The 13,698-nt window shown below is 72.9% G+C and carries 12 protein-coding genes; 10 read left to right on the top strand and 2 right to left on the bottom strand.

What is annotated here, in order from left to right; genetic code table 11:
- The coding region (locus ACIP4Z_RS05560; RefSeq protein ID WP_401305295.1) for a tetratricopeptide repeat protein at window positions 1-255 on the top strand (255 nt) is incomplete at its 5' end.
- Window positions 256-602: 347 nt separating this feature from the next.
- Here ACIP4Z_RS05560 and ACIP4Z_RS05555 read toward each other — a convergent pair.
- On the bottom strand, window positions 603-1,502 hold the full coding sequence (locus tag ACIP4Z_RS05555) for a hypothetical protein (RefSeq protein ID WP_401305293.1): 900 nt from the start codon (window positions 1,500-1,502) through the stop codon (window positions 603-605).
- Window positions 1,503-1,757: 255 nt separating this feature from the next.
- On the opposite strand from ACIP4Z_RS05555, the gene ACIP4Z_RS05550 reads away from it, so the two are divergent.
- From ACIP4Z_RS05550 to ACIP4Z_RS05540, 3 genes are all read left to right on the top strand, one after another.
- Entirely contained in the window at window positions 1,758-2,171 is a 414-nt protein-coding gene (locus ACIP4Z_RS05550; RefSeq protein WP_355336547.1) for a hypothetical protein, read from the top strand.
- Between the two features lie 226 nt (window positions 2,172-2,397).
- Window positions 2,398-3,138 (top strand): class F sortase, encoded by a 741-nt coding sequence (locus tag ACIP4Z_RS05545; RefSeq protein WP_401305291.1) that lies wholly within the window; start codon window positions 2,398-2,400, stop codon window positions 3,136-3,138.
- A 396-nt stretch (window positions 3,139-3,534) separates the two neighbouring features.
- On the top strand, window positions 3,535-4,020 hold the full coding sequence (locus ACIP4Z_RS05540; RefSeq protein ID WP_401305289.1) for a cytidine deaminase: 486 nt from the start codon (window positions 3,535-3,537) through the stop codon (window positions 4,018-4,020).
- Here ACIP4Z_RS05540 and ACIP4Z_RS05535 read toward each other — a convergent pair.
- On the bottom strand, window positions 3,980-4,852 hold the full coding sequence (locus ACIP4Z_RS05535) for an MEDS domain-containing protein (protein WP_391158999.1): 873 nt from the start codon (window positions 4,850-4,852) through the stop codon (window positions 3,980-3,982). The genes ACIP4Z_RS05540 and ACIP4Z_RS05535 overlap by 41 nt on opposite strands.
- Before the next feature lie 478 nt (window positions 4,853-5,330).
- Here ACIP4Z_RS05535 and ACIP4Z_RS05530 point away from each other — a divergent pair, with 478 nt between their 5' ends.
- The 6 genes from ACIP4Z_RS05530 to ACIP4Z_RS05505 all read left to right on the top strand — a co-directional run bounded on the left by ACIP4Z_RS05530 (window position 5,331) and on the right by ACIP4Z_RS05505 (window position 13,664).
- Complete coding sequence (locus ACIP4Z_RS05530) at window positions 5,331-6,107, top strand: response regulator transcription factor (protein WP_355336754.1); 777 nt, start codon at window positions 5,331-5,333, stop codon at window positions 6,105-6,107.
- A gap of 20 nt (window positions 6,108-6,127) precedes the next feature.
- Window positions 6,128-7,768 carry a sensor histidine kinase gene (locus ACIP4Z_RS05525; RefSeq protein ID WP_401305286.1) on the top strand — a complete coding sequence of 547 codons (1,641 nt, stop codon included), beginning with the start codon at window positions 6,128-6,130 and terminating at the stop codon, window positions 7,766-7,768.
- A 25-nt stretch (window positions 7,769-7,793) separates the two neighbouring features.
- A complete protein-coding gene (locus tag ACIP4Z_RS05520; RefSeq protein ID WP_401305284.1) occupies window positions 7,794-9,251 on the top strand; it encodes a glycosyltransferase in 1,458 nt (485 codons plus the stop codon).
- Window positions 9,248-11,476, top strand: coding sequence for an ArnT family glycosyltransferase (locus tag ACIP4Z_RS05515; protein ID WP_401305282.1), 2,229 nt, complete (start codon window positions 9,248-9,250; stop codon window positions 11,474-11,476). Before ACIP4Z_RS05520 ends, ACIP4Z_RS05515 begins: the two co-directional genes overlap by 4 nt.
- Before the next feature lie 251 nt (window positions 11,477-11,727).
- A complete protein-coding gene (locus ACIP4Z_RS05510) occupies window positions 11,728-12,420 on the top strand; it encodes a response regulator transcription factor (RefSeq protein ID WP_355336540.1) in 693 nt (230 codons plus the stop codon).
- Window positions 12,417-13,664, top strand: a complete 1,248-nt coding sequence (locus ACIP4Z_RS05505; protein ID WP_355336539.1) for a HAMP domain-containing sensor histidine kinase — start codon at window positions 12,417-12,419, stop codon at window positions 13,662-13,664. Before ACIP4Z_RS05510 ends, ACIP4Z_RS05505 begins: the two co-directional genes overlap by 4 nt.
- The last annotated feature ends 34 nt before the right edge of the window (window positions 13,665-13,698 follow it).

Genomic DNA, 13,698 nt, shown 5'->3' with positions numbered 1-13,698 from the left:
CACCCCAGCACCCTGAGCAGCCGCAACAACCTCGCCTACGCCTACCAGGCGGCGGGCGATCTGGGGCGGGCCATCCCCCTGTACGAGACCACCCTCACCCAGCACGAGCAGGTTCTGGGCGACACCCACCCGACCACCCGAATCGTGCGCGCCAATCTCGCCGGGGCCCAAGCTGTACAGCAGCGAAGTACAGCAACCTCGTCGACCGCAGCTGACCCGGGACACCCGTCAACAGGCGAGCAGAGACCTGTATGACCACCGTTGACCGTTCCGGCTAGAGCTACGGATCAGAAGGTTGCAGGTTCGAATCCTGCCGAGTGCACCACAGGTCAGAGGCCCTGCGCCCCTTCGGGGGTGCGGGGCCTCTCTCACAATTTCTCACAATCGCCGAATGATCTTGCGTCAGCGCAACAGCTCGGCAAGCTTCTCCGAACCGGCCCGCAGTGACTGAGGGTCAGGGTGCACGTAAGTCCGCTTCGTGAACGACAGATCTGAGTGACCCGCCCACGCCGACACGGAGGTTTCCGGGCGCCGGGCGGGCAGCGGGCGGGCCTCGAAGCTGGGCACTGGGTTCGGGTATTGATGGTGCTTCGGATCGAGGCTCACGACATCCTCGCTTTCAGGTCGCTCTGGATTCGGGTGGCTCGGAGCTGGCCGACGCCGTAGCGGTCCTTGAGTACGCGGATCGACGCCGCGCGGCCCTGCGGGTGGCAATCCGCGTCCACCGGGCACGGGTGATCTGCGCCGCGTCCCGCCGGGCCAACAGCGCCATGGAGAACAGCGCCACCTCGGCGGCGGCGAACATCACCACCCGCTCCGTACCGGACGCTCATGGGGCGCTCCGAGACGGGTCGGAAAGGCCCGCTACGGTGACAGCCATGGAAAAGCGGGGGGACGGGTCGCCGCTGAGCGCGATCAAGTGGGCGTTGGTCACCGGGGTGGTGCTGGCCGCGGGGGCGCTGGTGCCGATGCTGTGGGGCAACGCCACCTGGCCGCAGTCGCGGCACGCGCTCTGGGTCACCGTGCCGGTGCCGGTGGTGGCGGTGCTTGTCGTCAGGCTGGTGCTGCCCTGGCGCGAGCGGCGGGCGGCGGATCGGGCGGCGGATCGGGCTGCGTTCACTTCGTCCTCCGGATCGAATGACCAGTGATTCGCGGCCGGGCCAGCTGGCGAACGCGACGGTGTCGGCGCGGTTGGTGGTCCGCAGCAGGTCGCGGCCGTCGTTGCCCTCCCAGATCACCAGGTGCGTGGTCCGGTCCTCCTCGGAACTGACGTTGACGACGAGCGCCGCGCCCGGCGTGGTGATGTCGGCGAAGGTCGCCTCGCACACCCCTTCCTGGTGCCACACGCCGTCGCAGCCGCCGGGGATGCGGTGCTGGTCGACGGTCTGGTCGACGGCGACCATGTCCGGCCGAGCAACGGTTGCGACGTAGTCGGCGATCCGCGGGTACGTGGCGAACGCCTTGTCGAGCACGGCGGCCTCGTCGGGCAGATAGCCGTTCACGCGGCGCCACTCGTGTCGGCCGTGGCGTTCGCGTGGCGGTGTGAGGTGACGGTCCGGCAGATGTGAAGAGGGGTAAGCACAGTCGGGGGCGGCGGGGGGTGAGCGACGCGCCGGGGGGTGTGGTCTGAACGGGGCAAAAATGCTGTGAAGGTGTGTGAATAAGTCACATTATTCGTATCTATGACTTCGTTGGGCACGTACGTCCCCCTTCTCGGGCCATCAGGGTCCGAGGGCGTGCCCTCGCGAAGGAGTCCCATGCGTTCCGCTCGTGCTCTCGCCGCTCTCGCCATCTCCAGCATTGCCCTCAGCGGCGGCGCTCTGGCGCTCTCCGCCCCGATGGCGTCCGCCGAGACGGGTCCCCACTCGGAGATCTGTGAGCAGGCCCAGGTCAAGACCCATGAAGCGCAGAAGGAGCTCGACCGGCTGGAGAAGCTGCCGAACAAGACGCCGGAGATCCGTAAGCAGATCGCCACGGCCGAGGAGATCCTGGAGCAGGCGCAGGTCGGCGAGCGGGACGCGTGCGCGAGCGTCACCGGTCCGGTGCACGCCGGTTCCGGCGGCCTGGCGGGCGGGATCAGCGGCACCGAGATGACCGCGGGCGCGGCTGTGCTCGCCGTCGCGGCCGCCGGTGGCGTCGTGATGATGCGCCGCCGTTCCGTCGAGGGCTGACCTCGGTTCCACCTCCGCCCCTTGTGGCCGCGCGACCCGCTCGAAGCGGAGCGCGCGACCGCAGGGGGCGTCATACGTCCGCAGCTCGTTCGGCACCAGGCACCAGGCATCAGGCATCAGGCGCTAAGCACCAATCGCCAATCGCCAATCGCCAATCGCCAGGCGCTCATCGCTGGGCCCCGGCCAGAGGCGGACGGACGCAGACTTCGAGAAAGGCCCGCCCCGCATGCAGCACCCCCGCGCCGCCCACCGCCGCCGCCAGGCGGGCCTCGCACTGCTCCTGGCAGGCATGGCCGTGGGCGGCTTCCTCGTGGTCGACAGCGCCTCCGGCACCGGACTCACCCCGCCCAGGCCCTCGGCCGCCGACGCCTTCTCCGGCCCCGCCGCACCGGCCGTCCCGGCCCCCGCGGTGGATCCGCTGCCGCCGTCGCCGCCCACCCGCATCACGATCCCCGAGATCGGCGTCGACGCGCCGATGACCGGTCTCACCACGGACAAGGACCACACCCTGCAACCCCCGCCGCCGGACGACAAGAACCTCGCCGGCTGGTACCGGAACGGCCCCACGCCCGGCAGCACCGGCACCGCGGTCGTCGTCGGACACCTCGACACCCACAGCGGCCCCGCCGTCTTCTACCGCATCGGCCAGCTCCACAAGCAGAACACCCTCACCGTGCGGCGGCAGGACGGCCGCACCGCCGTCTTCACCGTCGACGCCGTCGAGCAGTACGAGAAGAGCGACTTCCCCAGCGAGAAGGTCTACCGGCAGGCCACCCGCCCCGAACTCCGCCTGATCACCTGCGCCGGCACCTACTCCCGGGCCACCAGCTACAGCGCCAACATCGTCGTCTACGCCCACCTCACGAAGGTCGGCCCGCCCGCTCCCGCCCCGGTGGCGTCTCCCGTGGCCACGGCGGCCTCGGCGCCTCCGGCCTCTCCCGCCGCTACGTGGACCGCGCCGTGGTGAACGGGAGGAGCTGAGCCGCGGTCTGCGGCGGCGACGCAGCCGCAGCCGCGGCCTCGTCCGCGTCGACCACTTCGCCGCCGGGGTCGGCTGGAGCCGCGAGCGCCTGTGGACCCGCTACCACGCCCAACTCGGCTTCCTGCCCGAACCGTTACGGCGCGGGCGCGGGCGCGGGCCGTCGCGGCGGGCGAGGTGATCCTCAGTGGCGGAGCCGAACCCGGCGCCCTCGTGGCCTCGTTGACCCGCCTCTCCTACCCCCCCGGCCTCTCCTGCCTCCCCGGCCTCGCCCCGGACGCCGCCCGGACGATCGCCCACCGCCTCGGCGCCCGGCTCCGGCGCGCCGCGTACCGCCCGTAAAGCCCTCGCGTCCCGCCCGACCGGGTCCGTAGCATCCGGCCCGTGCTGACGATCCCCAGTCGGGAACTGACCCCCGCCGACCACGAACTCATCGCGTACGCCCGCGCCATCGTCGACGAGAACACCGACGGCGACGGCGGCGTCCACACCATGGGCGCCGCCGTCCGTGACGCGGACGGACGCATGCACGGCGGCATCAACCTCTACCACTTCACCGGCGGGCCCTGCGCCGAACTCGTCGCCCTCGGCTGCGCCCGAGCCTGCGGGGCGCGGCAGTTGACCACCATCGTGGCCGTCGGCAACCTCGGCCGCGGCCCCGTCGGCCCGTGCGGCCGCGACCGCCAGATCCTCTTCGACTACCACCCGTCCATCCGCGTCCTCCTGCCCACCCCGGACGGCGTCCGGAGCGCCCGCGTCACCGACCTGATGCCCCTCGCCGCCCTCTGGACCCCGGACGAGGGCACCCAGCCCTTCGACCCGGCGCTCTTCACCGACCCCGCGCCGGAGGATCCTCCACCTGGAAGGTGACGCCTTCGGCCTCGGCCGCGCCGCAGACGCGGAGCATGCGGTGTTGCGACGGGGTGCAGCGCACCGTCGTGCCCCGGGGGAGGCGGAGGGTGGTGCCGGCGCAGTGGGCGTCGAGGAAGGAGAGCGGGGTGAGGTCGAGGAGGGCGGGCGGGGGGTCGCTGGTGAAGGCGGCGCGGAGGGCGAGGTCGAAGTGGAGGCGGGTGGCGAGGTCGGCGGTGCCGGTGAGGCGGAGGCAGGAGCCGGTGCGGTCGGCGTGGAGGGTGTCGAGGGAGGGCAGGACGGCGAGCGGGTGCAGGGCGGCGATACGTGAGAGCAGGGGCGCCGGGACGGCGCCGTGGTCGTACTCGCAGATCGCGGTGAAGCCGGTCCTGGCCGAGAAGGGCGTCAACTCCGCTTCGTAGGAAGAGAGTTCGGACTCGGGGAGGCCGGAGTGCGCGGCGGCGGCCCACGTCATGTCGCCGACCACCCGCATGCCGGTGAAGCCGCGCCGCCGCGCGGTGCTGGTGCCCGCCGCCCAGAAGGCCGTACGGGCCGCCGGGTCGAAGGCGCCGGACGCGGGGTCGTAGCCGGGGGCTTCGGAGGAGAGCGCCAACTGCCCGGTGCGCGCGCAGCGTTCGGCGGGGACGCCGTGCGCGGAGAGATGGGCGAGGGCGTCAGGACCGGCGGTGTCCCCGCCGGTGAAGATCATGACGCGCTCACCGAGGGCGAGGCCCGCGACGGTGAAGGCGGCGCGCACCGCCCACCGGTCGTCGTCGCCGTGGATTCCGAGGCAGGCGTGGTCACCGGGGCCCATACGGTCGACCGCGACCGCCCGCGGTATCGCCTCGGCCACCGACGTACACCCGGCCCCGCTCCCGTCATGGCCGCCTGCCGCGACCGACCGGTCGCGCTCCGCGCCCACGGGGTCACCGCGGCCACCCCCGCCGCCCGCCATGCCACCTCCCATGGACCGAACGTACGCCGCCCGCACCAACCTTTCGGCCCGCGCATCGCATATCGGCCGCCGATGACGAAAAGTGCCCAGGAAGATGCCCAGAACGACCGCCGAACCGTCCGCCTCCGACCGTTCACCCCCTGATCGTTCTCCGCGCCCGAGTCGGCACCCGGTCCCGCGCGGCACCCGCCGCCGTGCGCACCGCCGTGCGCAACTCCGTACACACCGCCGTACGGCCCGCCGTGCGCAACTGCGTACGCACCGCCGCGCGCACCGCCGCAAACAACCCTCACCCCGATTCTCAGACGATTCACAGAATCGGCCAAGGCTCCTCTCATAGCGCGCGCACAGGGTGAACACCATGCCTTCCACATCGATGAGCACCGCCACCGCAGCCCCCGCGACCGCGCACGCGGCCACCACCGCCACCGCCACCGACCTCGCGCGCCCCGACGGCTCGCCGGTGCGCGTCCTCGTCGTCGACGACGAGGCGCCGCTCGCCGACCTGCTGTCGATGGCGCTGCGCTACGAGGGCTGGCAGGTACGCACCGAGGCCGACGGCGCGGGCGCGCTGCGGGCGGCCCGCGAGACCCGGCCCGACGCGGTCGTGCTCGACGTGATGCTGCCGGACATGGACGGCCTGGAGGTGCTGGCGAAGCTGCGCCGCGACACCCCGGACGTCCCCGTGCTGTTCCTGACCGCGAAGGACGCGGTCGAGGACCGGATCGCCGGGCTCACCGCGGGCGGCGACGACTACGTCACCAAGCCGTTCAGCCTGGAGGAGGTGGTGGCCAGGCTCCGCGGCCTCCTGCGCCGCTCGGGCGCCGCCGCCGTACGCAACGAGTCGCTGCTGGTCGTCGGCGACCTCGTACTGAACGAGGACAGCCACGAGGTCAGCCGCGGCGGCGACAACGTCCACCTCACCGCGACCGAGTTCGAGCTGCTGCGGTACCTGATGCGCAATCCGCGCCGGGTGCTGAGCAAGGCGCAGATCCTCGACCGCGTGTGGTCGTACGACTTCGGCGGTCAGGCCAACGTCGTGGAGCTGTACATCAGTTACCTGCGCCGCAAGCTCGACGCCGGCCGCGCCCCGATGATCCACACCCGGCGCGGCGCGGGCTACCTGATCAAGCCCGGCGAGCCCGCCGCCTGACGACCCCGGAAGCCGAGACGATGCCCCACGCCTCCCCGCCCCCTACTCCCCACGCCTCCCCGCCCCCCACTCCGCGCGCCGACCCGAAGCCCAACTCCCGTACCCGCAAGCGCCCCTGGTCCCGCCCCTGGTCCCTGCGCCGCAGGCTCGTCGCGTCCTGCGTCGCGCTCGTCGCCGTCGTGTGCGCGGTCATCGGCGCGGTCACCATATTCGCGCTGCACGACTTCCTGTACGGGCAGCTCGACGGCAAGGTGCAGGACGTGGCGGTACGGGCGGCGGGGCCGCACGGCGGCCCCGGGGACGGCCCGGAGGCCAACCGGGCGGCACGGCTTCCGCAGAGTCCGCTCACCGAGCGGCCGTTCGGATTCCTGGCGGGCGGCGGCCAGCCCGGCGAGACCGTCGGGGCGATCGTCGGCGCGAACGGCACGGTCACGCGGGCCGCGGTCAGCGCGACACCGTCCGGCGGCGGCCTGCTCGAAGCGGACCCGCTCACCGCGCGGCAGACCGCCGCCTTCGCCTCCGTACCGAGGGACGGCAAGGCCCACACCCTCAGCGTCCCCGGCCTCGGCACGTACCGCGTCGCGTCGGCGCAGCAGTCCTCGGACGGCAGCACCGTACTGGTCGGCCTGTCCACCAGCGGGATCGAGGACACCCTCAACACCCTGATCTGGGTGGAGTTCTCGGTCGCCGCCGCCGGTCTCGTCGCGGCGGGCCTCGCGGGCGCGGCGCTGATGCGGATCGCCCTGCAACCACTGCGCCGGGTCGCCGCGACCGCCACCCGCGTGTCCGAACTCCCGCTGCACAGCGGCGAGGTGGCGCTGCACGAACGCGTTCCCGACTCCGACACCGACCCGCGGACCGAGGTCGGCCAGGTCGGCGCGGCGCTCAACCGCATGCTGGGGCACGTGGGTTCGGCCTTGCACGCGCGGCAGGAGAGCGAGACACGGGTCAGGCAGTTCGTCGCGGACGCCAGCCACGAGCTGCGTACGCCACTGGCCTCGATCCGCGGCTACGCCGAACTCACCCGCCGGGGAAGGGAACCCGTCGGCCCCGACACCCGGCACGCGCTCGGCCGGATCGAGTCCGAGGCCGGGCGGATGACGACCCTCGTCGAGGATCTGCTGCTGCTGGCCAGACTGGACGCGGGCCGCCCGCTCAGCTTCGCCGAGACCGACCTGTCCCCGCTGGTCGTGGACGCGGTCAGCGACGCCCGGGCGGCGGGCCGCGACCACGTCTGGCGGCTCGACCTGCCCGACGACCCGGCGACCGTGCACGGCGACGCGCAGCGCCTCCACCAGGTGCTGACCAATCTGCTGGCCAACGCCCGCACCCACACCCCGGCCGGTACGACGGTCACCGCCCGCGTCGTACGCGACGGGCCCGGCGTCCTGCTCCAGGTCCAGGACGACGGCCCCGGCATCCCCGCCGACCTGCGACGCCATGTCTTCGAGCGGTTCGCGCGCGGCGACGCCTCCCGTACCCGGACGGCCGCCGCCGCGCGGTCCGGCAGTACGGGGCTCGGCCTGGCGATCGTGCGCTCGGTGGTCACCGCGCACGGCGGCGAGGTGTCCGTGGACAGCGTGCCCGGGCGTACGGTCTTCACCGTCCGGCTGCGCGCCGCACACTCACAGCCGCCGCTCAGGCTCGCCACAACGTCGTGACAGCGCGCCCGCCGAGGGTCGGATCATGCGAACCCAACTCGGCAATCTGCCCGCCCGGCAGCACCTGCCGGCCGCGGGCACAGCTCCGGAACACCCGGCCGGGCCCGGTGCCCAGGCGGCCCCGGTCCTCGATGTCGTCATCCCCGTGTACAACGAGGAGAACGACCTGGAGCCCTGCGTCCGCCGCCTGCACGCGCATCTGTCGGGCACCTTCCCCTACCCGTTCCGGATCACCGTCGCCGACAACGCCAGTACGGACCTGACGTCCGCGGTGGCGAAGGCGCTGGCCGCGGAACTCCCCGAGGTCGAGTCCTTCAGGCTCGAACAGAAGGGCCGCGGAAGGGCGTTGAGGACGGTGTGGTCCGCCTCCGACGCGCCCGTGCTGGCGTACATGGACGTGGATCTGTCCACCGACCTCAACGCGCTGCTCCCGCTGGTCGCGCCGCTGATCTCCGGCCACTCCGACCTGGCGATCGGCTCGCGGCTCGCCCGCTCCTCGCGGGTGGTGCGCGGCGCGAAGCGGGAGTTCATCTCCCGCGCCTACAACCTGATACTGCGCGGTTCGCTGGCCGCGCGCTTCTCCGACGCGCAGTGCGGATTCAAGGCCATCAGGGGCGATGTCGCCCAGCGGCTGCTGCCGATGGTCGAGGACACCGGCTGGTTCTTCGACACCGAGATGCTGGTGCTCGCCGAACGCGCGGGCCTGCGCATCCACGAGGTGCCGGTCGACTGGGTCGACGACCCGGACAGCAGCGTCGACCTCGTCCGCACCGCCACCGACGACCTGCGCGGCGTCTGGCGGGTCGGCCGGGCCCTGGCCACCGGGCAGTTGGCGCTCGACCGGCTGCGGCGGCCCTTCGGGGACGACCCGCGCGACCGCGAACTCACCGGCGTGCCCGCCGGGTTGGCGCGGCAGCTCGTCGGCTTCTGCGTCGTCGGAGTGCTCAGCACGCTGGTCTACCTGGCGCTCTTCTCGCTCTTCCGGCTCGGCACCGGCTCCCAAGTGGCCAACGCCCTGGCGCTGTTGCTCTCCGCCTTCGGCAACACCGCCGCCAACCGGCGGCTGACCTTCGGCGTACGCGGGCGCGACCAGGCCGTACGCCACCAGGCGCAGGGCCTCGTCGTCTTCGCCATCGGCCTCGCCCTGACCAGCGGTTCACTGGCCGCCCTGCACGCGGCGACCGCCCACCCGGACCACGGCACGGAGCTGGCCGTCCTGATCGCGGCGAACCTCGCGGCGACGGTGCTCAGATTCCTGCTCTTCCGGGCGTGGGTCTTCCCCGAGGGCGCGACCGGCGGCGCGGCCTTCCGCGACGGTGAGACGGTCACGGCGGCCTTCCGCGACGGTGAGACGGTCACGGCGGCCTTCCGCGACGGTGAGACGGTCACGGGGGCCGGCCCCGTCTCGTACGAGGCCCGGTCCGCCGACCTCCCGGCCCACGAAACCCCTTCCCCCCGCGACGACTTGAGGAGGGCGCGATGAGCGCGCCGGGCAACACCACAGTGGACACGGACGTGTTCGGGCATCCGGTCGCGGAACCGGCGCCGCGGCCAGCGGGGCACCGGGGAGGGCTCGCGCGGCGGACCTGGCGGGGCCGGGCGGAGGACGCCGCCTGGGTGCGCCCCGCGTTCTTCGCGCTGCTGCTCGGCACCCTGGTCCTCTACCTGTGGAATCTGAGCGCCGCCGGATACGCCAACTCCTTCTACTCCGCGGCCGTCCAGGCCGGGAGCCAGAGCTGGAAGGCGTTCTTCTTCGGCTCCTCCGACGCCGCGAATTCCATCACCGTCGACAAGCCGCCCGCCGCGCTGTGGCCGATGGCCCTGTCGGTGCGGCTGTTCGGCCTCGGCTCCTGGCAGATCCTCGTGCCGGAGGCGCTGATGGGCGTCGCCACGGTCGGCGTGCTCTACGCGGCCGTACGCCGCCGGTTCAGCGCGGGCGCGGGCCTGATCGCGGGCGCCGTCCTGGCGCTCACCCCCGTCGCGGCGCTGATGTTCCGCTTCAACAACCCCGACGCGCTGCTGGCGTTGCTGATGGTCGTCGCCGTCTACGGCGTGCTGCGCGCGCTGGAGGACGCCCGGACGAAGTGGCTGCTGATCGCGGGCGTCGCGCTCGGCTTCGCCTTCCTCACCAAGACCCTCCAGGCGTGGCTGATCGTGCCGCCGCTCGCACTGGTCTACGCGGTCTGCGCGCCGACGACGCCGCGCCGCCGTATCGGCCAACTCCTCGCCGCGGGCGGTGCGATGGTGGTGTCCGGCGGCTGGTGGGTGACGATCGTCGAGTTGTGGCCGACGTCGTCCCGCCCGTACATCGGCGGCTCGCAGGACAACAGCTTCCTGTCGCTGACCTTCGGCTACAACGGCTTCGGCCGCATCACCGGCAACGAGACCGGCAGCGTCGGCGGAGGCGGCGGGGGCCGCGGTGGCGGCGGTGGCGGTGGCGGGATGTGGGGCGAGACCGGCATCGGGCGGCTCTTCAACTCCGAGATGGGCGGCCAGATCGCCTGGCTGCTGCCCGCGGCCTTCGTCCTGCTCGCCGCGGGACTGTGGCTGACCTGGCGCGCCAAGCGCACCGACACCGTCCGCGCGGCGTTCCTGGTGTGGGGCGGCGCGCTGCTGATCACCTTCGCGACCTTCAGCTTCATGTCCGGGATCTTCCACCAGTACTACAACATCGCCCTCGCCCCCTACATCGCCGCCGTCGTCGGCATGGGCACGGCACTGCTGTGGGCCCGGCGCACGCACATCGCCGCCGCGGCCGTGCTCGCCGTGACCGTCGCGGGCACCGGCGTGTGGTCGTACGTACTCCTCGACCGTTCCTCCGACTGGCTCCCGTGGCTGCGCGGCGCGGTCCTGATCGGCGGTTTCGTCGCCGCCGCGGGGCTGCTCGCGGGTGCGATGCCCGGGGTACGGGTCGCCGCCCGGCTCGGCGTGATCGCCGCGTTCGTCGGCGTCGCCGCGGCGCTCGGCGGGCCCGTCGCGTACACCCTCAACACCGTGAACACCGGTCACTCCGGCTCCATCGTGACCGCGGGGCCCGCCGTCCAGGGCGGCATGGGCGGCTTCGGCGGCGGCGGACGTCCCGGCGGCGGTGGCGGTGGCCGCGGCGGCATGCCGCCCGGCATGGGCGGCGGCCCCACCAACGGCCAGGGCCAGGGCCAGGGCCAAGGTCAGGGGCAGGGCATGCCCGGCGGCCAGAACGGGCAGACCGGCCAGGGCGGCCCCTTCGGCGGCGGCCAGAACGGTCAGACCGGCCAGAACGGCCAGACCATGCCCGGCACCGGCCGCACCGGCCAGGACGGCGCCCCGGGCGCCCCCGGCGGCAACGGCGGCGGCATGGGCGGCCTGCTCAACGGCACCCAGGTCAGCTCCGCCATGAAGAAGCTGCTCCTCGCCGACTCCGGCGACTACACCTGGGTCGCCGCCGCGATCGGCTCCCAGAACCAGGCCAGCTACCAGCTCGCCACCGGAAAGCCGGTGATGTCCATCGGCGGCTTCAACGGCAGCGACCCGTCGCCCACCCTCGCCCAGTTCCAGAAGTACGTGGCCGCGGGGAAGATCCACTACTTCCTCGGCGGCGGCCAGGGCGGCGGCGGTGGCATGGGCGGCAGCGGTACCGCGTCCGCCATCACCACCTGGGTCGAGGCCCACTACACGGCCAAGACCGTGGGCGGCACGACGGTCTACGACCTGACCGCGCCCACGTCCTGACGCTCTCGTCCCCCGACCGCGCCGCGGCGGCGCCCCGCACACCCGGGGGCGCCGCCGCGGCGCATTCCTTTACGGCTTCGCAATCCCCCCCATGTTTAGCTGAATCCGGCCCGACGGTTGCGACGGCCACGACGTACCCCCACGCACGCCGTACGCGGCACGCACGCCGTACGCGGCACGCGTGCCGTACGCGGCACGCGTGAGCGCGCCAGGACGTACGGAACAGCGGAACAGGCGGAAGCGAGGAAGCCATGCGGGTGCTCATCGTCGAGGACGAGGTGTTCCTGGCCGAAGCGATCCAGACCGGCCTGCGCCGGGAGAGCATCGCGGCCGACGTGGTGCACGACGGCGACACCGCCCTCGAACACGTCGCGGTCAACGACTACGACGTGGTCGTCCTCGACCGCGATGTCCCCGGCACGCACGGGGACGACGTCTGCGCGCGGATCGTCGCCGACCACCCCCGTACCCGCGTGCTGATGCTCACCGCGGCGCGGACCCTCGACGACAAGGTCACCGGCTTCGAGCGGGGCGCGGACGACTACGTCGCGAAGCCGTTCGACTTCCCCGAGCTGGTCCTGCGGCTGCGCGCCCTGGAGCGGCGCAATCAGCCCGCCGCGCCCCCGTCCCTGGAGGCGGCCGGGGTCGGCCTCGACCCGTACCGCCGCGAGGTGAGCAGGAACGGACGGCAGGTACGGCTCAGCCGCAAGGAATTCGCCGTCCTCGAACTGCTCATGCGGGCCGGCGGCGGTGTGCTCAGCGCCGAGCGGCTGCTGGAGAAGGCGTGGGACATGAACGCCGACCCGTTCACGAACACCATCCGCGTGACCATCTCCAACCTCCGCAAGAAGCTCGGCAAGCCGTGGGTGATCCAGACCGTCCCCGGCAGCGGCTACCGCTTCGGCGCCCCCGTACCCGACGCGACCGACCGGGACCGGCCGTGACCGACAGGACGTCCCCCCTCGGCATGCTGTCCTGGCGCCCGCGGATGACGATGCGCGCCCGCCTGACCCTCACCTACGCGACCCTTCTGACGGCCACCGGCGCGCTGATGCTGGGCACCGTGTACGTCTTCATGCGGTACGTGCCGACGTACGCGATCCTGCCGTCGAAACTGGAGGAGGGCATGTCCGTGCCGGGGGTGAAGGTCGTCCCGTCGCCGGTCAGCCCCACCAACGGTGACGCCGACACGGCCTCGGCCCTGCACCTGAGCAGCGCCTCCGACATCCTCAACACGCTGCTGATCGTCTCGGCCGTCGTGCTCGTCGTCCTCGCGGTGATCGGCGCGGTGATCGGCTGGGTCGTCGCGGGCCGGGTGCTGCGCCCGCTGGCGGCGATCAACTCGGCCGCGAAGCTCGCCGCGACGGGCGCGCTCGACCACCGCATCGGCATGCGCGGCCCCGGGGACGAGGTGCACGACCTCGCGGACACCTTCGACGACATGCTCGAAAAGCTCGACAGCTCCTTCCAGGCGCACCGCAGGTTCGCGGCCAACGCCTCCCACGAGCTGCGGACGCCCCTGGCGGCCAACCAGACGATGCTGGAGGTCGCGCTGGCCGACCGCGAGCCCGATCCCGAGGTCGGCTACCCCGAACTGCGCGAGGTCGCCGAGCGCGTCTACCGGACCAACCGGCGCAACATCGAGACCGTCGACTCGCTGCTGACCCTCGCCGAGATCGGCGCGCGCGGCGTCCGCCGGGACGGCCTCGACCTCGCCCGGATCGCGGCGGACGCGCTGCGCGACCTGCACGACGAACTCGACGCCTCGGGCGTCCGGGCCGGCCTCGACCTCCGCCCCGCCGCGGCCGTCGGCGATCCCGTGCTCCTGCACCGGGCGGTCGCCAATCTCCTCCAGAACGCGGTGCGGCACAACGTGGCGGGCGGCTCGCTCCAGGTGCGTACGGGACCGGCCCCGGAAGGCGGCGCCGAGGTGCGCGTGGTCAACACCGGACCCGTGGTGCCGGAAGGCACCGTCGCCTCCCTCACCGAGCCCTTCGTGCGCGGCACGGGACGTACGGCCGGGCGGTCTGAGGGGCGCGCCGGCGGGCAGCGGCATCACGGCCTCGGGCTGGCGATCGTCGCCGCCGTCGCCGACGTGCACGACGCGGCGCTCGGCATCGCCGCGAACCCCGGCGGCGGGCTCACCGTGACCTTCGCGCTGCCCGCGCGCGGTGTCATCAAAAGCTAAAAGAATCCCTTGACTCCCTCGCAACCGCGCGATC

The sequence above is a fragment of the Streptomyces sp. NPDC088910 genome, assembly GCF_044749865.1.
GTDB lineage: Bacteria > Actinomycetota > Actinomycetes > Streptomycetales > Streptomycetaceae > Actinacidiphila.
Note: the sequence above shows the minus strand (reverse complement) of the source record. Positions and strands in the feature narration are given on the sequence as shown.

Coding starts and splice junctions, on each gene's coding strand:
- ACIP4Z_RS05550 (WP_355336547.1), top strand. CDS start 1,758: ATGCGTTCCGCTCGTGCTCTCGCCGCTCTCGCCATCTCCAGCATTGCC.
- ACIP4Z_RS05545 (WP_401305291.1), top strand. CDS start 2,398: ATGCAGCACCCCCGCGCCGCCCACCGCCGCCGCCAGGCGGGCCTCGCA.
- ACIP4Z_RS05530 (WP_355336754.1), top strand. CDS start 5,331: ATGAGCACCGCCACCGCAGCCCCCGCGACCGCGCACGCGGCCACCACC.
- ACIP4Z_RS05525 (WP_401305286.1), top strand. CDS start 6,128: ATGCCCCACGCCTCCCCGCCCCCTACTCCCCACGCCTCCCCGCCCCCC.
- ACIP4Z_RS05520 (WP_401305284.1), top strand. CDS start 7,794: ATGCGAACCCAACTCGGCAATCTGCCCGCCCGGCAGCACCTGCCGGCC.
- ACIP4Z_RS05515 (WP_401305282.1), top strand. CDS start 9,248: ATGAGCGCGCCGGGCAACACCACAGTGGACACGGACGTGTTCGGGCAT.
- ACIP4Z_RS05510 (WP_355336540.1), top strand. CDS start 11,728: ATGCGGGTGCTCATCGTCGAGGACGAGGTGTTCCTGGCCGAAGCGATC.